This window comes from Bradyrhizobium sp. CSA207, from assembly GCF_029051685.1.
Lineage (GTDB): Bacteria > Pseudomonadota > Alphaproteobacteria > Rhizobiales > Xanthobacteraceae > Bradyrhizobium.
On the sequence record NZ_JAACFT010000046.1, the window covers coordinates 31,648 to 53,649 of the forward strand.

The 22,002-nt window shown below is 56.8% G+C and carries 16 protein-coding genes and 1 pseudogene; 11 read left to right on the forward strand and 6 right to left on the reverse strand.

Features of this window, described 5'->3' with window-relative positions:
• Positions 1 to 80: 80 nt before the first annotated feature.
• Positions 81 to 458: pseudogene (locus tag GWG65_RS35585) on the forward strand (IS630 family transposase); the annotation flags it as partial.
• 523 nt (positions 459 to 981) lie between these two features.
• Here GWG65_RS35585 and GWG65_RS35590 read toward each other — a convergent pair.
• Positions 982 to 1,797 (reverse strand): ferredoxin--NADP reductase, encoded by an 816-nt coding sequence (locus GWG65_RS35590; RefSeq protein ID WP_148745558.1) that lies wholly within the window; start codon positions 1,795 to 1,797, stop codon positions 982 to 984.
• 1,056 nt (positions 1,798 to 2,853) lie between these two features.
• Between GWG65_RS35590 and GWG65_RS35595 the strand changes: the two genes are divergently transcribed.
• Positions 2,854 to 4,749, forward strand: coding sequence for a HAMP domain-containing methyl-accepting chemotaxis protein (locus GWG65_RS35595; protein WP_187436500.1), 1,896 nt, complete (start codon positions 2,854 to 2,856; stop codon positions 4,747 to 4,749).
• 341 nt (positions 4,750 to 5,090) lie between these two features.
• Here GWG65_RS35595 and GWG65_RS35600 read toward each other — a convergent pair whose 3' ends face one another.
• Positions 5,091 to 5,513 (reverse strand): hypothetical protein, encoded by a 423-nt coding sequence (locus GWG65_RS35600; protein ID WP_235940585.1) that lies wholly within the window; start codon positions 5,511 to 5,513, stop codon positions 5,091 to 5,093.
• 1,186 nt (positions 5,514 to 6,699) lie between these two features.
• On the opposite strand from GWG65_RS35600, the gene GWG65_RS35605 reads away from it, so the two are divergent.
• The 4 genes from GWG65_RS35605 (at position 6,700) to GWG65_RS35620 (ending at position 11,716) form a co-directional block, all read left to right on the forward strand.
• Positions 6,700 to 8,010, forward strand: coding sequence for a DUF2130 domain-containing protein (locus GWG65_RS35605; RefSeq protein WP_148745548.1), 1,311 nt, complete (start codon positions 6,700 to 6,702; stop codon positions 8,008 to 8,010).
• 61 nt (positions 8,011 to 8,071) lie between these two features.
• On the forward strand, positions 8,072 to 8,281 hold the full coding sequence (locus GWG65_RS35610; RefSeq protein WP_148745549.1) for a hypothetical protein: 210 nt from the start codon (positions 8,072 to 8,074) through the stop codon (positions 8,279 to 8,281).
• Positions 8,282 to 8,283: 2 nt separating this feature from the next.
• Positions 8,284 to 10,749, forward strand: coding sequence for an AAA family ATPase (locus GWG65_RS35615; RefSeq protein ID WP_275200102.1), 2,466 nt, complete (start codon positions 8,284 to 8,286; stop codon positions 10,747 to 10,749).
• Between the two features lie 598 nt (positions 10,750 to 11,347).
• Entirely contained in the window at positions 11,348 to 11,716 is a 369-nt protein-coding gene (locus tag GWG65_RS35620) for a hypothetical protein (RefSeq protein ID WP_148745551.1), read from the forward strand.
• On the opposite strand, the gene GWG65_RS35625 is transcribed toward GWG65_RS35620, so the two are convergent.
• Positions 11,661 to 12,992, reverse strand: coding sequence for an integrase family protein (locus GWG65_RS35625; protein ID WP_148745552.1), 1,332 nt, complete (start codon positions 12,990 to 12,992; stop codon positions 11,661 to 11,663). The genes GWG65_RS35620 and GWG65_RS35625 overlap by 56 nt on opposite strands.
• 866 nt (positions 12,993 to 13,858) lie before the next feature.
• Between GWG65_RS35625 and GWG65_RS35630 the strand changes: the two genes are divergently transcribed.
• The 3 genes from GWG65_RS35630 to GWG65_RS35640 all read left to right on the forward strand — a co-directional run bounded on the left by GWG65_RS35630 (position 13,859) and on the right by GWG65_RS35640 (position 18,621).
• A complete protein-coding gene (locus GWG65_RS35630) occupies positions 13,859 to 15,769 on the forward strand; it encodes a ribonuclease H-like domain-containing protein (protein WP_275200104.1) in 1,911 nt (636 codons plus the stop codon).
• On the forward strand, positions 15,754 to 16,824 hold the full coding sequence (locus tag GWG65_RS35635; protein ID WP_275200108.1) for an adenylosuccinate synthetase: 1,071 nt from the start codon (positions 15,754 to 15,756) through the stop codon (positions 16,822 to 16,824). Before GWG65_RS35630 ends, GWG65_RS35635 begins: the two co-directional genes overlap by 16 nt.
• 729 nt (positions 16,825 to 17,553) lie before the next feature.
• Positions 17,554 to 18,621, forward strand: a complete 1,068-nt coding sequence (locus tag GWG65_RS35640) for a hypothetical protein (RefSeq protein ID WP_275200109.1) — start codon at positions 17,554 to 17,556, stop codon at positions 18,619 to 18,621.
• A gap of 163 nt (positions 18,622 to 18,784) precedes the next feature.
• On the opposite strand, the gene greA is transcribed toward GWG65_RS35640, so the two are convergent.
• Positions 18,785 to 19,267 (reverse strand): transcription elongation factor GreA, encoded by a 483-nt coding sequence (gene greA, locus GWG65_RS35645; protein ID WP_275200110.1) that lies wholly within the window; start codon positions 19,265 to 19,267, stop codon positions 18,785 to 18,787.
• 130 nt (positions 19,268 to 19,397) lie between these two features.
• Here greA and GWG65_RS35650 point away from each other — a divergent pair, with 130 nt between their 5' ends.
• Together GWG65_RS35650 and GWG65_RS35655 are read left to right on the forward strand one after the other, a co-directional pair.
• The gene (locus GWG65_RS35650; protein ID WP_275200111.1) at positions 19,398 to 19,670 is read left to right on the forward strand and encodes an AbrB/MazE/SpoVT family DNA-binding domain-containing protein; all 273 of its coding nucleotides are present in this window, start codon (positions 19,398 to 19,400) and stop codon (positions 19,668 to 19,670) included.
• Positions 19,657 to 19,980 carry a type II toxin-antitoxin system VapC family toxin gene (locus tag GWG65_RS35655; RefSeq protein WP_342760702.1) on the forward strand — a complete coding sequence of 108 codons (324 nt, stop codon included), beginning with the start codon at positions 19,657 to 19,659 and terminating at the stop codon, positions 19,978 to 19,980. Before GWG65_RS35650 ends, GWG65_RS35655 begins: the two co-directional genes overlap by 14 nt.
• Positions 19,981 to 20,504: 524 nt before the next feature.
• Here GWG65_RS35655 and GWG65_RS35660 read toward each other — a convergent pair.
• Entirely contained in the window at positions 20,505 to 21,209 is a 705-nt protein-coding gene (locus GWG65_RS35660) for a phosphatase PAP2 family protein (protein ID WP_275200112.1), read from the reverse strand.
• 327 nt (positions 21,210 to 21,536) lie between these two features.
• Positions 21,537 to 22,002, reverse strand: a 466-nt coding sequence (locus GWG65_RS35665) for a transporter substrate-binding domain-containing protein (protein ID WP_275200114.1), incomplete at its 5' end; no start/stop codon positions are given.

The following is a 22,002-nucleotide window of genomic DNA, read 5'->3' on the forward strand; positions in this document are numbered from 1 at the left end:
TGATTCTCCTCCAATCAAAGCGCCACGCATCCCCCAAACTGCATCAAAAGTGAGTCAGAGCCAATATTGCAGGCCGAATGACACTCAGCCTGTTGGCGGGGATTGACCTGCTCACCGGGAAGGTCCACGCGCTCGTCAAAGACCGCCACCGCAGCCGAGAGTTCATAGAATTCCTCAAGCTCCTCGATGCCGCCTATCCGGCCAGGACCGCGATCAAGTTGATCCTCGATAATCATTCCGCGCACATCTCGAGAGAAACCAGAGCCTGGCTTGACACACGACCGGCAGGCCGCTTCCAGTTTACCTTCACGCCCAAGCACGGCTCCTGGCTCAACCTTATCGAGGGCTTCTTCTCCAAGTTCGCCCGATCCGTCCTGCGTCACATCCGGGTTACATCAAAGCACGAACTCAAAGAGCGCGTCATGGCCGGAATTGACGACGTCAATCGCCATCCCGTCGTCCATACCTGGTCCTACAAACTCGCCGAGGCCACCTGGTATGATTCGAACCAAGGAAACGCTGACCTAGTATCTATGGCGACGTGTTGGGTGACGAGGAACGCCAATTTGCTCGACGGATGTGGCGGCGCAAGTAATTGTGGACCCTCGACCGCACCTCCGGGAAAAACGTCTGCGCATCACTAGCAATCTGGTACAGCGCACTATTATGCAACGTTCATTTTCCGCCGGCTTGTGATACGGCCGGTCGCTTAGAGACTCACGGCGTTCCGATTTTCGGCGCTCAGCACCCGTAAGGCAATTTCAGAAAACCGCACAAGCACACCTATTGTCTGGTCTTCCGAATTTCTTGCATGACGAGTTGTGCACCCTGCAAGCGCGTCAGCATCAGGCGCAAAACTTCGATTCTCACCTTTAGCAGTTCAATATACTCTGTCTTCATCTCCTGACCCTTGGTTGCAGCGCGTCAGCTCGCGCTGTTCGTTTGTCATTGCCGATGCTTCGTGGCGATTCCCACTAGCCGTCATGATTTATGCCGAACCGTTGTCCGACAAGAACTCGAACCGTTGCGTTCTGCAAACTCCTTTTCGAACACGAATTGCGCCGGCTCGCCGTGATCGCCTTCGACAAAGCCCTTCGCCACCAATAGCTCGCGGGCGTCGCGCACCAACGCAGGGCTGCCGCAAACCATGACGCGGTCATGCTGCGGATCGAGTTCCGGCAGTTCGACATCTGTAAACAGCTTGCCTGACGCGATCAGGTCGGTGATCCGGCCGCGGTTCCGGAAGCGATCGCGCGTCACCATCGGATAGTAGATCAGCTGATAGCGCACGAAGTCGCCGACCAGCTCGTCCCCCGGCAGTTTTTCCATGATCATCTCGCCATAGGCGAGCTCAGCGACGCGGCGGCAGCCATGCAGTAGTACAACATTCTGGAATCGTAAATAGGTTTCGGGATCCTTGATCACGCTCAGGAAGGGCGCAAGCCCGGTGCCGGTGCCGATCAGATAGAGATTGCGCCCGTCCTCGAGATTATCGATGACCAGCGTCCCCGTCGCCTCGCGGCTGACGATGATCTCGTCACCTGCCTTCAGATGCTGCAGACGCGAGGTTAAGGGACCATCGGGCACCTTGGTCGAGAAGAATTCCAGCCGGTCCTCGTAGTGGGCGCTGGCGAGGCTGTGGGCACGCAGCAGCGGCTTCTCGTCCACCTTGAGCCCGATCATGGCAAATTCGCCGCTACGGAAGTGGAACGACGGATTCCGCGTGGTGGTGAAGCTGAAGAGAGTGTCGGTCCAGTGATGAACGCTCAGCACGCGTTCCTGGTTGAAATTGCTCATCTCACCGCTCGCGCAACAGTTGGAGCATGATCCGTGTGCCGCTTTGCCGAAATGCTCATCCTCAAATGGAACCTCGATTGACAAAAGCGCGAAGCGCACCAACGCGTTCGCTTTAAGTAAAGGCAAAGGCGAGCAGGCTTGAGCACAGCAGCACGAGACCGGCCGCGGTCAGTGCCAGGAAACTCTCGGAGACAAGATCATGATTGCGCATGAAACAGCCTCGATTGCGCAGTCGAAGAGAGAGCACCAGTCCCGGCCTTGGTCGATGATAAGACAATTCGCATCCCACTTTGCTAAATGAACTCTTCCCCTGTCTCACACTGGGCCAATAGGCGGCTTTGCCAGCTCACTCCCGGCCGAGGGTCGCGAAGGAAGAATTCAGTGCACCCTCCTCACGCAGAGACGATGGCATTTTGGGCGCCTTTGCTCCGACAAACACAGTACGTAACGAACGAACAATCTCGTTTCTTACCTGAGTGTGTCGTCTCGGCTTCATATTGGAGCGTTTCGTACAAACGACCCTGCAATTCACGCTCTATTGCAACGGTACTGGGACGGACGCTCATCGGGGATCGACGCTCCGAGATTCGCCGAAGTGGTGCTGTGCGCCGAATATGCGCTGTGCGATCCTCACATGTGATCGCGATCATCGCGACTAACCGTAGCGATATAGCAATCTTGATTAATGCAATGAGCTGCGTGTTCACGCTTAAATCCTGCGTTTGATCGCCCTTTTTGGACAGACTTCAGCGCTCTACGCTGTCTCGTTGATAGATCTGGAATGTCTTCCGACGAGGAAGCGTCGGAGCGTGACGTACGGTGTGAGTTCAGGATTTCGAAATCAATCTAAATTAGTTAGCCAGTCGTCATCGACCGAATGAAGCAGGTCAACTCCCGTTTAGCTCAATATCGATAACCGCGCTCACCAACACCGTGCCGGGGCATGAACTCATTCAAGGGATAACCATGAGCGAAGTTGCGACGAGGGGCGGCAGGCCATCGAGGGGCCTCCGCATTGGATTACGCGGCCAAATGGCACTCCTTGGGATTTCCGGAGTGCTTGTCACAGGCACAATCTGCGCGGCCGCCCTGACTTATGCGAGCCTTGTTCAGAGCGAGTCGAACGACAGCAACCAGTTCAGAGCCCGCGTCGCATCGTTGTCACAAAGCTTCCTGCAGTCACGACAAATCGCGAGCGACTTCCTGCGCAAACCCAATGAAGTATCGATCAAGAGCCATGCCGAGAATCATGAGCGGCAGCTCGCGGACCTGAGTCACGTCGAAACATTTGCGACGGCTTTGCCAGATGGGGACCCGCTGAAGCAGGCGACCGCCCTACGTCCGGTGATTAATCTCTATGCAACGCGCTTTCATAACGTGGTCTCGGCCCAACGCAACCTCGGCTTCAATGAGGATGACGGATTCCAAGGCAAGCTGCGCAAGGCCGTTCACATCGTCGAGCAGCGGCTCGCTGAGCTGAACCAACCACGCCTCACGACCTTGATGTTGATGATGCGCCGGCACGAGAAGGATTTCATCCTGCGCGGCGAAGACAAATATGGCGATCAACTGGTGGACCGGGAGGCGGAATTCGAAACGACGCTCGCTCAGGCCAGCCTGCCAGCCGACGTGCATTCCCAGATCCTCGAACTGATCCGCGCATACAAGTCGAATTTTGTTTCGTTTATGGTCACGCAGCAAGCGCTGGGCGATCAGGTGGACGATCTCGGACAGATCTACGACCGCGTCCACCCGGCGCTAGTGAAGATCATGGCTGCCGCTGAGGCGCGTTCGCGGGCTGCTGAAATTCATGCTGATGAAATTCGGCGGACGCTCATCTGGGTGATTGGACTTTCAACGATCCTCGTGGGTCTGATCGCATTACTGTTCGGCCAACGCATAGCCGAAACAGTCGCTTCGATGACGGTGGCCATGCGCCAACTCGGCGACGGTCAGTTCGACGTGGTTCTGCCGGGACTCGGCCGAAAAGATGAGCTCGGCGAGATGGCCGAAGCGGTCGAAATGTTCAAGCTGAAAGCTCGCGAGAAGGCACAGGCCGAGCTCGATGCGAAGGTCGAACAAGATCGTACTGCCGCCGAGCAGCGTCAGGCCGATATCGCTCAGCTCGCCGGCGAATTCAAAACGGCCGTGGGCAAGGTAATCGAGACCGTCTCATCCGCCTCCTCACAGCTTGAAGCCTCCGCACGCAGCCTTACCCGGACGGCTGATCATAGCCGGCAACTTTCGATCGAAGTCGCATGCTCATCGGAGGAAGCGTCCGGCAACGTTCAGCGTGTCGCGACCGCGACGAGCGAAATGGCGATAACCATCGCCAACATCGGCCGAAAGGTTCAAGAAGCTGCCAATATAGCGGGCGAAGCGGTTCGCAAGGCCGAACTCAGCGACCAGCGCATGGCCAGTTTGGCGGCCGCCGCGGAGCGGATCGGCAGCGTGATTCAGCTGATCGCTGCAATTGCGCGGCAAACCAATTTGCTTGCGCTCAACGCGACGATTGAAGCCGCGCGCGCCGGTCATCTCGGTAGAGGCTTCGCAGTTGTCGCCCAGGAAGTGAAATCTCTCGCGGCGCAAACGGCGCATGCGACCGTTGAGATCAGTGAGCAGATTGGCGGCATTCAGGCGGCGACAACTGAGTCGGTCGGCGCGATTACCGAAATTAGTGTCATCATCGACCGCATCTCGGAGATTGCCAGGACGGTGGTCGACGCCATAGGAGAGCAGGAGGCAACGAGCAAAAGCATCGCATTCAATGTGCAGGAAGCCGCGGTCAGGACCACCCAGGTGGCGGCCAGCGCCGGTGAAGTCACCAACCGCGCGATGGAAACCGGAGGGGCATCGATGCAAGTGCTGACATCTGCCGAACAGCTGTCTGAGGAAAGCTCTCGACTGAAGCACGAACTAAACAGCTTCCTGGGCAGGATTCAAGCGGCTTAGGTTGGCATGTCAGAATACTCCTTCGGCCTTTCTGGCTCTAGAAGCACGCAAGAGTGTCCCATTTTTCCTTGCGCCCTTCAGTTGCTTGGGCTTGAATGCGCTAATATTTTAGTACTTTCGCGTCGGGCGGCCCCTGACGTCATGCTCTTGCGTTTTTGCTTCCTCTTAATTGTGACGGTCTCGCTCAGCGCCTGCGCGTCGAGCGAGACGAGAAGTGACGTCAGGCTGCCGATATTCCAGCGACGAAGTACAAGAAGATTGCAGTCTAGCATGCTGATCTTGAACGAGGTCGGCTGGCGGACTTTCCGCGAAGCATTCATCGTCTACGCCGCGCGATCTCATCAGCGACTACACCGACTGCACGTATCAGCCGTTCGTGCAGGGGTCTCGAATATGTCGAGGATGTCATCATCCGGTTCATTCCTGCCCTGCTCGATGGCTTGGGCAACGAGTTCATCGAGGGGCGTTTCCTTTAGGTGACCTTTCTTGAGAAGCTCTTCAAACAGACCATCGCTTCTCGGCTGCGGTTGGATGCGACCGTCGGAGTTGCACCAAACCGTGAATGTCTGATGTCCCAGAACGACTTGCTCAACCATCTCCGCATCCAACGGAATCAGCGTCCCCCAGACCTCGTCCGCCTCGTCGGCGAACCCCGCAACGTACATCTCTGGCTCATCAGCGTCTTCATCGCGAGGGCGGAAGAACGGCGTGACGGTGATTGGAGCGTGTTTTACCATAACCATCTTTCCGAACGGCTTGAGCACAAGTTGTGTCGACGCAGTGAAGCGTCCAGGCTAAGCGCCGACATTTCCATCCTACGAAAAAGGCCAAGTTGTGAGCGACGCGACGACGGACGCAAATGCTATCGCCGCAACAAAGAAGGCCACACGGCACGCACTTGTCCAGAGAAGGAAAGCGGGAATGCCACCGGCATCACTCTGACGAAGACAAAAGGCCCCGGAAGACGGATCGCATCCGCGAGCTAAACGACAATTTCCGTAAGACCTTTACCGGGAGCAGAATGATGATGTCGGCGAGCGTCGCAGCGCTGCCGGCAATGCAGCGGTCAGCGGCGTGGCTGAACGTAAGCGATTTCGATGAGTGAAATATCGGCACGACGCCCACCGCGAGCACGACTTTTCTCGGCTTTGAGTTGTGCAATCGCACATTCTGCCTGCGACCGCTTCCCCGCTCGGATAACTCGGTCCAACGCTGCCTGACGGCGTCATGGTGCTGGCGACCAGGACAAAAGAAGAACAGCCCCTTGGCAATTGCAATCATAGATTGTTTTGTTGTTGACATTTCGACCAAGCATCTGATCGAATTACTGCTATTTCCAGCAAATTTGTTAGCTAGGGTCGATCAAAAGTGGTTTCGCAAAATCTTCGAGGTGACGCAATTAGAGCGCTTGCTGGCGCAGACTACGTGCGAGAGCAGCTTCTCAACGCGTTATCTATGGGGCCCCGCTCACTGCAGCGCAGTGCCTACGCGATCAAGTGCCGAGTGAAATCGGAAGACCGGCTGATACAAAAGGTATTGTCACGTCGCCAAAAGCGTAGGCGATACTCAGCAAGGGACGCTACTGACATCATTGGATTGCGAAAAGTCCTCCACCCGATGCACAGTCGTGCCTCGATCCACTAGAGTCCGCAACCGATCAAGCGATTTCGTCATGTGACGGCGAACGTTCGGGCCACCGTGCGGGCACCCATTATCGCAAATGGACTACCGGAGTCAGAATAAGGGAGCTGTCTGCAGCGAGTTCAAAAGGCTTCGCACGCGGACGAGTAAAGAGGAACTAATAAGCCAAAGGAGCAATCGAATTGAACTCCTGGTTGATTAGTCCTTCACCTTCCCTGCAGCGCAGTTGAATCACGATACGAAAGGTGTCAGAGCGATATGCACCTGCACTGGGCGTTGTGATCGATGCAATGCTGCAAGAGGTAAAGAATGATCGACCGCGCTGGAATCAACCAACTTAAATGCCCGAAGTGCGGTGAACTCATTCCCGTCAGCGAAACGATCTACCATCAGATCGAAGAGGAAGCCCGCCAAAACGTGAATTCCGAATTTGCTCAACAACAGAGTCTTATCGGCGAGCGTGAGCAAAAACTGAAAGAGCGAGAGTCAGATCTCGACAAAACAATTCAAGACCGCATCCGCGCGGCCCAGGACCGGCTTCAATCAGAAGCAACGGCCAAGGCGCACCAGGCGGTCTCAGTTGAGATCGATGACTTGCGGCGCCAAGCCGCGGAAAAGCAATTGTTGCTCCAAGCCTCTCAGCAGCAAGAGCTTGAACTGCGCAAGCAGAAGCGCTCGATCGAAGAGCGGGAAAAGACGCTTGAGCTGGAGTTGATAAGAAAGCTCGACGAAGAACGAGCCAAGATCGAGGTAGCCATAACACGCCGATTGGATGACCAGCATCGCCTCCGAGATGCCGAAAAGGACAAAAAGCTTCAAGACGCTATCAGGGTGAACGACGAACTCAGGAGAAAGCTGGAGCAAGGGTCGCAACAAACGCAGGGAGAGGTTCTGGAATTGCAGCTCCAGCAGCTGCTCAGCAACGCATTCCCGGAAGATCAGATCGAACCCGTTCCGAAAGGAGTGTCGGGAGCCGACCTCATTCAACGCATTTCATCGCGCACAGGAAACCCGTGCGGCATCATCTTGTGGGAATCAAAACGTACAAAATCGTGGAGCGACTCATGGCTCCAGAAACTGAAGGATGACCAGCGAGTATTGAAAGCCGAGATGGCAATTCTCGTATCCGACGCTCTGCCGCGCGACTGCGAGAATTTCAAACACGTCAGCGGGATTTGGATCACCAATTCGCAATGTGCCCTCAGCCTTGCCTTCGCACTTCGACTGCAGCTCATTGAAGTTGAGATGACAAAACTTGCGGCGGTGGGCAAAAACGAGAAGATGGAAATATTGTATCGCTATCTCTCGGGGAGCGAGTTTCGCCAGCGCGTGGAAGCGATCGTTGAGACTTTCATAGAAATGCAGTCCGAACTCCAAGAAGAACGGAGAATTGCAGAGCGGCGCTGGGCAAAGCGGGAAAAGCAGATACAGCGCGTCATAGCGAATACGTCCGGCATGTATGGTGACCTTCAAGGCTTGATCGGTACATCGCTGCAGGCCATCCCCGCGTTAATGGCGAGCACCGGCGAGGATGAGAGGATCAATCCTGTCACCACGAGTTCATCCGCGACACTTCAGATCGCTGCATCGCAACGCAACGACGACGATATCCCCTGCTGAATCAGCCGCATTAACCTTGATGTTTGCAGCAAAGTCTGGCGCAAGGTATGGTTGTGTCAACATGGCCAAACTCACAAAAGTATCTCCTATCTCAAAACCGCCTCTTTCGCCGACCGTATCCGCGGTGATTTCCGATTTCGTAAGCAAACTTGCTGAAGAGAACATTGTCGATGGCGACACGCATGATCGCCTTAAGAAGGCGCTTTTGGACAATCAAAGCGTGGACGCCGCATCGCTGTCCGTTGCACTCTTCGGCGTGGACGAAAAATAAACATGCTCAGCATTGAGAAGATTGAAATTGAAGATTTTCGAGGCGTAAAAAAGCTGGCGTTGAATCTCAAGTACAAGAATTTCGGCATATGCGGGCCGAACGGTACGGGCAAGAGCGGAATAGTTGATGCAATCGAATTCGCAATCACGGGCGATATCACAAGATTGCGCGGCAGCGGCACATCCGATCTTAGCGTCAGAGCACACGGGCCGCATGTTGATGCAGCGAAGAATCCTAACCAGGCAAAAGTTACCCTCACTGCCCGCATTCCATCACTCGGCAAGATGGTCACAATCGAAAGATCCGTGGGCTCACCGAACTCTCCCAAGATAACTCCGACAGATAAGAGCATTGAGGCGGTTATTGCGGAACTCGCCGCGCATCCTGAATTTGCGCTCTCCCGCAGAGAGATAATCAAGTACATCCTTACTCCCGCCGGCCAGAGATCGAAGGATGTTCAGGAACTCATGCGTCTCGATCATGTCGAGAAAGTGCGGCAGGCATTTCAAAAGATCGCTAACGATGCGCGCTCCAAAGCCAGTATGGCCAAAAATCAGCTTGATGGCGCCATACGCGGACTTCTGCAGGCGCTCGGTATTCCCGCGCTATCGAAATCCGCGCTTCTTAAAGCTGTAAACGACCAGCGGGCGATCCTTCAGCTTACGCCACTGGCAGACCTATCGGCGGAAACAGATCTCAAGACCGGCCTTGCAGCGGGCACGGTCACCACCGCGACGCCGATTCGCAAGGCAGTCGCAACGGCAGAAATTGAAGCGTTCAACCAGACCCGACTGGTACTCGGCTCGCCCTCCTTTGGTAAATCTGTTGCCGACGCTGCCGGGCTGGTTAAAGCTCTCGCTGAAAACACCCCCCTGCTCAAAAGCTTTCGCCGTGAAGTGTTGATCAAACAAGGCGTTGAGTTGCTGGAAGAAGACGCCTGCCCTCTGTGCGATTTGCCGTGGAACACGGCTGAACTTCTCGTTCACTTGCAAGAGAAGCTCTCACTCGTTGGAGAGGCCACGAAAGCACTCGATGCGATCCAAGCAGCAATCACACCGCTCAAAGCCGAACTTGTTGCTTTCGAGCAGGGTGCTAGAAAGCTACTATCGATTGGTGCGCGACTTGATCCAAAAATCGAGACAGCGCTCATGTCAGACGCCCTGGAAAAATGGACCGAGTGGCGACAACTGATCGAGGGCATCTGCAACGACCCCAACGATCTGCAACAAGCCCTGGAGGCATTCGGCTCCATTACTAAGCCACTCCCTACGGCAGCTCAGCAGGTGATATCTGCCATAGCAGCGTGTGTCGCGGCGTTGCCGGAAGTATCCAAAGAACAAGATGCGACAGCATTTCTGATCCTCGCGCAAGAACGATTGCGCCAATACCGCGAAGCTCGATCGGCAAACGATACTGCCAACGCCCGACAAGAAACAGCAAAGAAGGTCTCAGACCTCTATAGCGCCCGTAGCACGGCGGTGTTGGAGGGCATCTACAAGACCGTCGAAAAGGACTTCACTGATTTTTATCGACTAATAAACAGTGAAGACGAAGGAAAATTTGAAGGCGCACTGAAACCATCCGTTGGCAAGCTCGCGTTCGATGTCGATTTTTACGGACGCGGCCAATTTCCGCCGGGCGCCTATCACAGTGAAGGCCATCAGGATGGCATGGGACTTTGCCTTTACCTGGCACTAATGAAGCACACCCTTGGCAGCAACTTCACATTTGCTGTTCTTGATGACGTGCTCATGTCCGTCGATTCATCCCACCGACGCGAGGTCTGCAAACTTCTCAAAAGCCAATTCCCCAAGGTCCAGTTCATTCTTACGACTCACGATCCGGTTTGGCTTCAATTCATGCGAACCGAGAATCTAGTCGGTACTAGCGTCAACTTCGGAAGTTGGTCCGTCGATACCGGTCCACAGGTTTGGGACCATGTTGATATTTGGAAAGACATCAGTGATCGACTTGCAAAAAATGACGTTGCTGGTGCTGCGGCAGCGTTGAGACGGTATCTTGAATTCATAACCACTATTCTCGCAGATAATCTGCGGGCCGACGTGCCGTTTCAGAGCAACGGTAGTTACGACCTTGGCGACCTGATGTCGCCCGTACTTAAAGCATGGAGAGCCACGCTGGCATTGGCACGGGAAAGCGCTCAGTCGTGGGGAAACAGTTCAGCTCAGGCGACAATCGTGGCACTGGAAGCTGATGCAAAGGCCAAGATAGCCAAGACTCAGACTGAGCAGTGGATGATTAACAAGGCCGTCCATTACAATGAGTGGGCCAATCTGCAGCCCAAAGAACTTGCATCGCTGGTCGCGGCCTTCAAAGACCTCCTGGACTCCTTACGATGCACCAACGTCGATTGCGGTGGGTACTCGTACGTCTCACCCCACAAGGGCGACCGACAAGCTTTGCGCTGTACGTGCGGATCAATAAATTTCAACCTCATCAAAAAGTAAGAAATCCACCTACCAACCGGTCGCGCTCGGCACAGAGATCCTCAAGTTCCTCCGGCCGACGTCGTCGAGATACCGCCCGCTGAAAGTCTCTGCCGGCGACGCTGCTCGATGTCCACTCGAACTCAATATCCATGGTCTTGTCCTCTTCGTTCGATAAGAACAAAATGAGAACAACGGCGCAAGACTCAAAAATATTTTTGGCCCGTCACAGCATCTGTTTGGCGGTGCCAAATCGGTGCCACGCGATTTCCATTTGCCGAGAAAACTGTGCCGCGGAAATTAAAAAACTCGCTGCGCGGCAACCCCTTGCGGGTGGTGGGCGCACCAGGGCTCGAACCTGGGACCCGCTGATTAAGAGTCAGCGGGCAGGGCGGTAATCTGAGTGTCTGATTCCGATTTCCAAACGACCATAAGTTCGCATCACGTTGTCGCAGCCACCGGGCGCTACGATTGCTTGTCAAGCTCGTGGCAAAGGCAACGATTCGTCCTATTTGCACGCCACAGCTACCCAGCCGCAATATCTGCGCTCTCGATCCCTTTCTTGCTCGAGAAGCCTCGACCCTAATGCGCCAGACCGATCACGGTTCAAGGCAAAGGCATGAGCGGCAAGGACGACGCGACTCGGATCAAGGGATTACGGACACCAGATAGTCTGAAAATGCCGCTCGCGACGAAGCGTCATCGCAAGAACCGTGGCATGCCGCCGCCCGCGACGTTCGATATCGAGACGCTGCCGGGCAGCTCTAATTTGACGGCACTAGAGGCGGCCGCGGTCATCCGGCGCACGCCCGGAGCGCTGGAGCAGTGGCGGCGCGATCCGAATCACCCGCTGAAATGGCGCTACGTCGATGGCCGGCCCCTCTATCGTGTCGATGCGGTGCGCGAGTATCTGGCCAAGTGCGATAAGACCACTAGGACGCCTCAGCAGCATAATGCTCACGCAGACGGCCGAGGAGCTCGGCCTTGATCGGGTCAAGCGGATTCGTCCGCTGCAGGCGCACGATTTTGCCGACCCGTTTCGCGCCGACCAATTCCGCAATGTAGTCGTGAGCCGCTTCGAACGCCATCTTGCGGATGATCCACTGTTCGTCGTGATTGTAGACCTGGTCGATTCCGCTTGGCTTTTGCCCAACACACAGCCGCTGGATTTCGTTGTCGTAGCCACAGCGTGACATGATAGTACGCAAGCTGCGCCTTAGGTCATGCATGGTGAACTTGGCGACGCTCGCCTCCTTGACCAGGCGGTTGACCATCTTCGTGAAGCCGGACATCTGGCCGCCGGTCTTTGGCGACGGGAAGACATAGTCGGAGGTTGCCCGCTGGAAATGTTTCGCGGCCGTGAGCACCTCGTCAACCAGGTGAGTGCGCGGCACATCGTGGTGCAGCCCCATCTTGGTCCACGCCGCATCGAAGGTGATGCGGTCGTCCATGATGTGCTTTCGCCATTCGATCATGGTAGGCTCGCTGCGCCGCGGGCCACCGAGCAGGCACATGCGTGCCAGGAGACCGAAAGCCCCGAGCTTGCCGGTTGCATCCCAGACCTTGATGATTTCCTCATCGGTCAGCGCGCGACCCTTTGTTCGGCGTCCGACCCTTTGCGCGCGGGTTTCCTTCGGCGCGCGATAGCCGGCGAGCACGTTGTGCTCGACATAGCCCTCGCCGACGCACCATTCGAGCAAGGTATGCACGTGCTTGCGCAAGTCCTTGGCTGCACCGCGCTTGCCGGTCTTGGCAATCTTGTCGACCGCAGCCATGATCTGCCGTCGCGTCAGGTCCCCCACGCCGCTCTCGGCGTGATCCTTGAGCCCGCGCCGCAGCGCCGACATTGCTGGCTTCCAGTTGACGACTTGGCGTCCGGTCAAGGACGTCTGGTAGGGACCATCTTCAACGATGAGGGTGGCCAGCGTGGTGCGCTCCTTCTCGGCTGCCTGTTGCCGCCTCGCCTCGCGCTTGGCGTCGTTCGGATCCACGCCCCTGAAGACCTCGCCTGCGGCGATGGTGGCAGCCTTGCGCGCTGCCTTCTCGTTATATTTCGGCCACGCGCCGAGCGTCTTGCGCTGGGTTCCCCTCACCCCCGGCTTGGTGAACAGGTAGACCCAGGTCCGGCCGCCGGTAGCGCGCATGCGCAGGGCGAGGCCGGGCAACTTGTCGTCATGGAGATAATGCTGCCCCTTGCCTGGTGGCAAGGTGGCGTTGCGGATCACGGCATCGGTGAGTGTCAGCTGGTTGGTCGGCTCCGGCATGGTCCCTACTCTTCCTGTCGCGGTGTGCCCCGCAGCCGCCCGGACCATCGAAGCGAAGGGAAAGTGATGGTTGACTCTCCTTCGCTTTTTCCGCCTCGGGGCACACCAACCTGGAAGGACGACCCTTGAAGAACAGAGGGGACACAGACCCTTCCCGATTTGTGTGCCCCAAGGGAAGATGGCGCGGGGGCACAGCGGGGGCATACAAAATGTAGTTCGGTCAGCTGTGGTCTATTATGGCCGCATATGATGAACGCCCCTACACTCCAGAGGCTTATCCAGTTTTTACTATGGCTAGCCCCGGTTGGCTAGGGACTATGGATTGTGGTTCACACGGGAGAGGTCCAAGGTTCGATCCCTTGTGCGCCCACCATCCATCCCCTGAATCCTCCAGTTTTCCTGAACCATCCCGTCGCGGGACAATGATCGACGCTTGGCGGAGTTCGGACCGTCTCAATCAAATATGTCGAAAACAACCCCATGCACAGTAGCCGACGCGAGCGGAAACAATTGGTTACGTATTTTCCGAAATCAAATTTGACTCGTCGGGCAACACAGGGGCAGAATGGCATCATCCGGGGAGAGGCGTACCGCACGGGACGCGCGGGCCGCACCCAAGCGCGGCCATCAGTCAGGTTTGGTCCGAAATCAACCAGACTAGAAAGCTGCGAAAAATTCGGTCAGCGCCCTCGCAGTGCAGGCAAATTGTGGGTAGGCAGGGGGGGAACCGCACCCGAGGAGGCCCAATCTCCTGTGGAGCCTAAGGCCGACCGACGCCTTGGATAGGAAAGCGACTTTCGATGGGACTCGTTTGGAGATAACTTTGACAGAGTCGCGCTGCGGCGCGCGTCAGGGCGGAGCGACAATTGTTTTCACTTTTCGATGCGGAGGGCACCACCCAGCCGATCTCGCGGTCGCGGGCGAAAGACCCTGCCCGCAAGGGTACCGTGCCCGACGAGCACTTGTCGCCAATCCTGTCGCATCACGCCCGCGTACTGTTCCTAGATGTTGAGACCACCGGCCTCAGCTGGTACTATGATGAGATCACCATCATAGGTTGGGCTGTCGATGGTGAGTATAAAGTTCTGGTTAAAGGCGAGGATCCGTCTTCGCTGCTCAAGGATCTCGCCTCTGCCACTGTTCTGGTGACCTTCAATGGCACCCTTTTCGACCTTCGATTCCTTCAGAAGACCTTTGGCAAACTGGCGCTGCCCGGCATCCACGTCGATCTTCGCTATCTTTCGAAGCGCGTCGGATTGGCGGGCGGCCAAAAGAGTATCGAGAGAGAGCTCCAGATTGATTTCCGCAGCGATCTCGAAGATGTCGATGGAGCCGTGGCGGTGCTCCTTTGGCACGACTACCTGCGTGGGAATGTAGCGGCGCTGCAGCGGCTCGTACTCTATAACCGCAGCGACGTCCTCGGCATGGCCGCGATCCTCGACATTGTCATGGCGCGGCTCAATCTGCAGCGCGATTTCTGGCTCAAGCCACAAGCATTCAACGAGATCGCCCGAAACATTTTCGGTCAGCCGGCACCGACGATGTCAAGCCGCGCGCTCCAGCCGAACGTTACCTTCCGAACCTTCTCGTCGATATTCTCGAAAACGCCTGCTGAAAGCGCCCGGATCGTCGGAATCGATTTGACCGGCTCCGAAAAGCGCGGCTCCGGATGGTGCGTCCTAGATGGCCGAACCGCCGAGACACTTACCGTCCATACCGATCAGGAAATGATCGATCGGATATTCGATCTCAAGCCAGATTTGGTCTCCATCGATTCTCCGCTCTCGCTTCCGTTCGGGCGTACGGTCGTCACGGATGACGATCCCGGACGTCAAGAGTTCGGAATCATGCGCAAATGCGAAAGAGAGTTGAAGCGTCGCGGCGTGAACGTGTACCCCGCGCTGCTCCCAAGCATGCAAGCGCTGACCCGGCGGGGCATGTTGCTGGCTAACAGGATTCGGGCAGAAGGGATCGCTGTGATCGAAAGCTATCCCGGCGCGGCGCAAGACATTATGGCAATCCCACGCAAGGGCGCTGGAATCGAGTACCTCAAACGCGGCTTGTCCGACTTCGGAATCGAAGGACGGTACGCCTCCGAGGAAGTCACTCACGACGAGTTGGATGCTATAACGGCAGCCTTGGTCGGCTCATTTTTCCTCGCAAACAAGTACGAGCCACTGACCGGTCCCACCGAGGGAGCTTTGATCGTGCCCAAGCTGACCGACAGCGAGGATACCCCCCTAGTGGTGGGCATCAGCGGACGCATCTGTTCCGGCAAGACGACCGCCGCTCACATGCTTGAGCAGGAGGGTTTCGCATATACCCGGTTCAGCCTCGTGATCGACGACGAGATTCGGAACGCAGGTGGTTCGCCGGACCGTGCTACGCGTCAAAAAGTGGGTGAGCAAATTCATCGGGAGAAGGGCCAGCGGTGGCTTTGCGAGCGCGTCCTGCAGCGCGTAGCCGGCCAGAGCCACGCGGTCATTGATGGTCTCCGCTTCCCGGAAGACCGGGCATATTTCGTGGAAGCGTTTGGAACGCGCTTCGTTCATGTGCATATCTCTGCATCTGACGAAATCCGTAGAAGTCGGTACGCAGAATCCGCGGCTGTTTCGTTCGACGAGGCCGATCGCCAGGCGGTGGAAGCGGGTATTGAACCGCTGTCGAAGTTAGCCCACATTCACATTACGAATGAGGGAAGTTTGTCCGATTTGGAACAGTCACTGACGCAGATTGTCTCAGAGAATTCGAAGAGCGGCAAATGCCTGTCTCCGTAGTCGTAGGTGGCCAGTACGGTTCAGAGGGCAAGGGAAAAGTAGCGCTCGCAATCGCTCGCGAGAGGGATGCTCGTTGTGTTGTCCGGGTTGGGGGAACAAACTCGGGCCACACCATCATTGATCAACACGGACAACCGAGAGCGTTCCGGCAGCTGCCGGCTTCAGTTTTCGCGACCGATTCTATCGCGGTTCTTCCACCGGGCGCCTTGATCGACATTGACATCTTCGAGAAAGAAGTTGTCGAGCTTGGCTTGGGGCCGGATCGCGTCAAAGTGAGTCCATTTGCAAGCCTCATCACGTCCGAAGATCGGGATACGGAGCGTTCGAACGGGTTAGTGGAGCGAATTGGGTCGACCGGATCGGGTACCGGCGCCGCCCTTATACGGCGCATAACTCGTGCAGAGACTGTCCGCCTGGCTAAGAACGAAGAGAGACTTCATCCCTACTTAGAAGACACGACCGACTTGATGCGTGCCGTTCTAGCGAAGAAGCAGCGCATTGTTATCGAAGGTTCGCAGGGTTTTGGGCTCTCGCTGCTTCATGGCGGATTCTATCCTAAGGCCACCAGCCGAGACACGACGGCCGCAGCCTTTATCGCTGAAGCTGGCTTGAGCCCTCTGGACGTCGACGAAATTGTACTTGTGCTGCGTGCACATCCGATAAGGGTTGCCGGTCCCTCCGGCCCTCTAGAGGACGAGACCACCTGGCGAGATATTGCTGCCGAGGCAGGACTTCCCGAGGACTACAAGGAGTTGACTACGGCGACCAGGAAGGAACGGCGAGTCGGACGTTTTGAAGTCGACGTCGTGCGGCGCGCGATTACCGTCAACCGTCCGACGTCGATCGTATTGAACCATGTCGACTACCTCGATCCCTCACTCGCGAGTGGCGGACGGCCGTCCCAGACATGTGGCTTCATCTCCGATATCGAAAAGCACATCGGAGAAAAGATAGCCAAGGTCGGACTGGGACCGGCTTCATTGGTGCCGCGATCCGAATTTGATCGGAATGGCCGCAGTCAACCAAGCTCGAGGCACTCACTCAGGGCACTTTGAGAGATCCTCTCGATCGCGTCGGATAGAGCTGGGGCGTGCCCTTCCTGTCCAAGTATCCAGAAGTGCCGGCATGATCCCCTTCGCGCTAGGAAGTGCCGTATAAGAGGCGCGTCGGGGAAATGATCGCGAAATTTAGCGCCAAGAACTTCCGCTTGGCGGTCCACCGTCGCGGTTCTGTTGAGATGATGGTAGACGACTAGCGAGTGGCCCTTGGCCCAGAATTCGGCAAGCTCGTTCCAAAAGACATACTTTCCGCTTTTCGGAGAATGGCGCTGCACCGAGGCAGTCTGCAAGCCATTGTCCGGGTCGACAAACACCAGCTCATGTCCGCTGGCACTCGCAAGTGCTTTTTTGACCCAGGCACCCCGGAAGAGCGCTCGTTGCATTCTGGTCAGCCGGGTGTCGCTTCTCCGATCGGAGATGAGGCTGCCGAAGAAACTAGTACCCGGAGGCAAAATCCCTGCCGCCGCGACCGATCGGACGCTTCTCTTCCCCTTGTGAATAAGTCGAGCAAGCGCAGCGTGAAGGCTCGGATCAAGCTGTGCAAAGGCCGCATCGCGGAGATAGCTTACATGCCTCCCGTCTGCGTTGTGGTCCTCATCCGAATACAAGTACCATATGACTGCGATTCGAAGATTCGTTTCTCGCGCGATGGCTCTGAGCAGGGCGAATTTCGCGAAATCTCCGACGTCGCCGACGTATCGGTTTTGCATCTGGCTTCGAAACCTCTTGTCTGAAAAACAACCATCAATGGATCTGACCAAACTACCAGAGGACGACGACGATGCCAAAGCTCGTGCCGTCAGGTTTGAGAATGAAGATCCATTCCCCCATGTCCCCCGGGCTTTGCTGTCCTCTGTCGAGATCGCTGACTATGCGCGCATCACGGGGATGTTGTGGCCGTTCACAGAGAAGCAGCTCAAATCGGCATCCTACGAGGTGTTCATAGGTGGAGAAGTAATCTGGTGGGACGGTAACGGGCGGCGTCAAAGAAAGACGGTTAAAAGAGGAACCCCGCTAGTTCTCGAAGCAAACTCAATCGTTTTCGCGCAAGTCGAACCCACCTTCAGATTGCCGAACTACGTTGCCATCCGCTTCAATTTGAGGATCACGCATGTCCACCGAGGCTTGCTGCTCGGTACTGGCCCTCTTGTCGATCCGGGATTTCACGGGAAGCTTTTGATCCCGCTTCACAACCTTACATCTACAGATTATCCGATAGATACCAACGAAGCCTTGATATGGGTCGAGTTTACAAAGACCACATTTGGGTACGTACCGCCGCCGGAAGACACCTTGGCGGCTATCCGTAAGCCGGAACTCTTCAAAGGATTTCCGAGGGACAAGCGAGACCTAGAACCAGACAAATATTTGCGAAAGGCGAACGCTGGAAATCCGATCCAAAGCTCCATCCCGAATGCGATCGCAAAGTCGGCCGATTCTGCACGAAAAGCCGAAAAAAGCGCAAAGAGTATTAGAAACATTAGCGCTGTCGCTGCGCTTGTCGCCGGTGCAGGCATCGCTTTTACTCTCTATCAGATCGGCCAACAGTTCGCTTCGATGGTGCAGAACTCCCAATCCTTGATTGCGACGGTCTCAACGGATGCAAAGGGAATGGCTGAGAAGATTACGACGCTGTCAGCCGACAATAAGGCGTTGATGGACAAATCGGTCGAACTCAAGGACGCAAACGAAAAACTCAATGCCCGCGTCAATGACCTGAGCACACAAATGCAAAAGCGTAATTCGTCTCCACCTAGAAGGCAATCTAGGAGAGCTCCCCAAAAAGGAGGCTGATTCCTAAGCGACGCGTCAGAGCGCTCCAATGCATCCAAGCGATCAGTTGTCACGCGGGGACAGTGAAAAGCTCGCCGCTGGACTGCTATACGTCTGAGTGGCTCTAGAGCGATGTGACGCTGGTGTGGCCCCGCGACCCGAGGCAGTCGCCTCAAACGCACCTCTACCCGATCGACAGAATCTCGATCTCCTGCGTCCCCGCCCCTACGACATCCCCGACCGCCTTTCCCATCAGCGACCTCGCCACCGGCGACACGAACGAGATCGAGCCGGCTTTCGGATCGGCTTCGTCCTCGCCGACGATGCGATAGGTTTGCACGCGGCCGTCGGTGCGGCTGAAGGTCACCGTGCTGCCGAAGGCGACGATGTCGGTCGCGGCCGGATCGGGGATGACCTGCGCGGTGCGCAGCCTTTCGGTCAGATAGCGGGCGTCGCGCAACGGCGCCGCCGACTGCCGGCGCTTCTCGTTGACGTCCTCGATAGCTTGCGCGACTTCATAGGCTTGGCGCGCTTCGGCAAGCTGTCTCTGCAACGCCTGCAGGCCTGCCTCCGTCACGAGGTTGGGATGGGGCGAGATCGGGCGATCCGGCAACAGCGTTTCGGACGCGGTCTCGGCGCTTTCTTCCTTGGTAAAGGCGACGCTCAATACAAAAATCCTGTCGAACTGGTGGGGGCAGGCCCATCGCAGGATAACCGGATCAAACTTGCCCGGCTGCGCTCCTTGCCCGGCGAGGCGACTGCGCCTAACTTACTTTCGTCTTACCAAGGATGATCCCATGGCTACCGGCAAGCTGACGACGACTGTTTCGACCAAGGGTCAAGTCATCCTGCCCAAGGCGATCCGTGAGGAACGCCGTTGGCGGGCGGGCACTCGGCTTACTATCGAGAGCACGCCGGACGGGGTGCTTCTGAAGCCATCCTCGCCATTCCCGGCGGCCAAGCCGGCTGACGTCTTCGCGTCGCTGCACTATCGGGGCAAGCCAAAAACCGTGGAAGAGATGGAGGCGGGCATCGCCGCGGAGGCGCGGCGACGTCATGCTCGCGATTGATGCCAACCTGGTCGTTCGGTACCTGACGGGCGATCATTCCCAGCAATCGGCGAAAGCCAAAGCCATCATCGAGGCAGAAGAGGTCTTCGTCTGCACGACGGTGATGCTGGAAACCGAATGGGTCCTGCGGAGTGCGTATGGTTTTGACGCCAAACGCGTATGCAAGGCGCTCCGGGGTTTCGGTGGACTTTCCAACGTGGTGCTCGAGGATCCCGGGCTGGTCGCGTTTGCCCTGGATCGGATGGACGAGGGCATGGATTTTGCCGATTCGCTCCACCTTGGGCGGGCTGCATCCTGCGATGCCTCCTGACGTTCGATCAGCGATTCATCAGATCGGCGAAGGCGATGGGCTTGGGGAAGGTCCGGTTGCCGTAAACGCGTTTGCGCTGTGCGGCGGCGCGCCACCACGCGATGCACTCCTCGCACGAGCTGCAGCACGACATCGCCGTCATATGCCCGCGGCGCGCAGAAGCAGACGAGATGTGTCCAAGCCAATTCGCCACGCCAGTGAGCCTCGGGTTGGCTACGGATTGCGGTCCAGACGGGAGAGGTCCAAGCATCCCTTGTGCGCCCACATTCATTCTCGATCGAGAGTCGCTGGAGGCTCCCTTGCGAAGGCGTGCGTAAGTCGGCTTTGCCTTGCAACTTCATTCGCGTCGGTTCGCCGGCAGCTCGACGACTTCCGGTCTACTCTCCACTCCGGACACTTCGCTGTAGCGCGCAAACTGGAGCAATGGGCCAACAGCGGAAGTCCGGGCTCGCCCGCGGGTGAAGCCCCCTGTCAGTAGGCGAGAATATACGCGCGGGGCGGGGCCACCGAGCACGTACGGAGATTTAGAGCGCGTAGCGAGACAACTTCCAGACGGCGGTTAGAATTTGCCGTGTGTTCTCGAACACTGCTGCGATTTCGTATGTCAAAAGGAAGAACGCGCAATAAAACGTACCCGGATGGTCGTCGCTCCAAAGCAAAAGCCTGCGGCTCAGCGGGATCCTGATTTCTTTCCGACACACCGTGAGAGTGACGAGAGTGCCTATAAGGGCACCGACCACAACGTCCGACGGATAATGATAGCCGAGATAGATGCGCGGCACGCAAATTACGACAAGGCTGTACAAGATCACGAGCCAGCCCCATCGGCCCCATATCAAGAGCACGCCAACGGACAACGCAATAGCAAATGCGGCGGTATCGCTCGGAAAGGAGCTCCAATTCCACAAAGACTCACTCGTGACGCGATAGGGCAACGTGAAGGTGACTGCGGGATCATGGATCGGCCGTAATTGATAGGGCACGAGAGACCTGATGATCTTTGTCAGCAAAAGTGCCGCGACTGTCGCCGCAAGTGTTGAAATAACCAGCTCCCGGCGCAGCTTTTGGTCCGGGTCATGCTGGAACCAAGCCAGCCACAAAAGCGATGTCACAAGAGCGCCCTTGAACACGGCTTGGTCGGCCAAGAAGCTTACCGCCGCATCAAAGATCAGGGAGCGATGCGCGAAGCCGTTGAGAAGTTCGAAAAGATACTGATCAACAGGGTTCACATGCGAGTCTCCTTCCCGTTCAGCCAACAACGCCACCCGAGCATCGAAGCACAGGGCCTGCTCTTGGGCTAGGGCAACGTCCGAGTTGGGTCAATCGCATCGGTTTGGCGATCAGCCGCGCACTTCCGGTCCTCCCCTATTAACCGACATGTAGCTGCACCGCGTCAACGGACGCGAAGGGCCATCAGCGGAAGAACTCTTGCTTGCACCGTAAGGATAAGCAGTGCCCTGGGCTTCAAAGATCATGGCAAGGCGCGAGTACAGCCCTTCCAGCATTCAGAGTTGCTGGCGCAGGCTGTAGTGTCAGTCGCGCCAGGGTTCGCGTCCTCACCGGAGACCCGCGTCGGAAGGGGGTAGATAGCTAATGCCATACTTCGCGTAGATTTGTGCTGGTATCCGCTGCTCGACCACTCGGGCCAGCGCAGCATCCACGGCTGCAAGCAGCGCATCGTCGGCTCGGCGAAGCCCGACTGAAACACTCCAGTGGAGTGCCGGGTCTGGCACGTATCCGTCGGTTATCCTTACTGCCGTGCTGGGGTTTTCGTGCCGATACCAACCGATAATCACGGGGTTTGTCGCGCCAACTTCGATTTCGCCTGCCTCGATCGCGGCAATTATGTCCTCTTGAGAGGCGAAGACCGAAACGCGGAAGCCGTGCTTGGCCAGCCACTCGTGCTCGACGGATCCAACCATGACGCCAATCTTCTGACCGTGCAAATCCTCAAGCCGACGAACCGAAGTTCGAGATGAAATGACGAGGACAACACCGCTGTCTGCGTACGGTCTCGAAAAG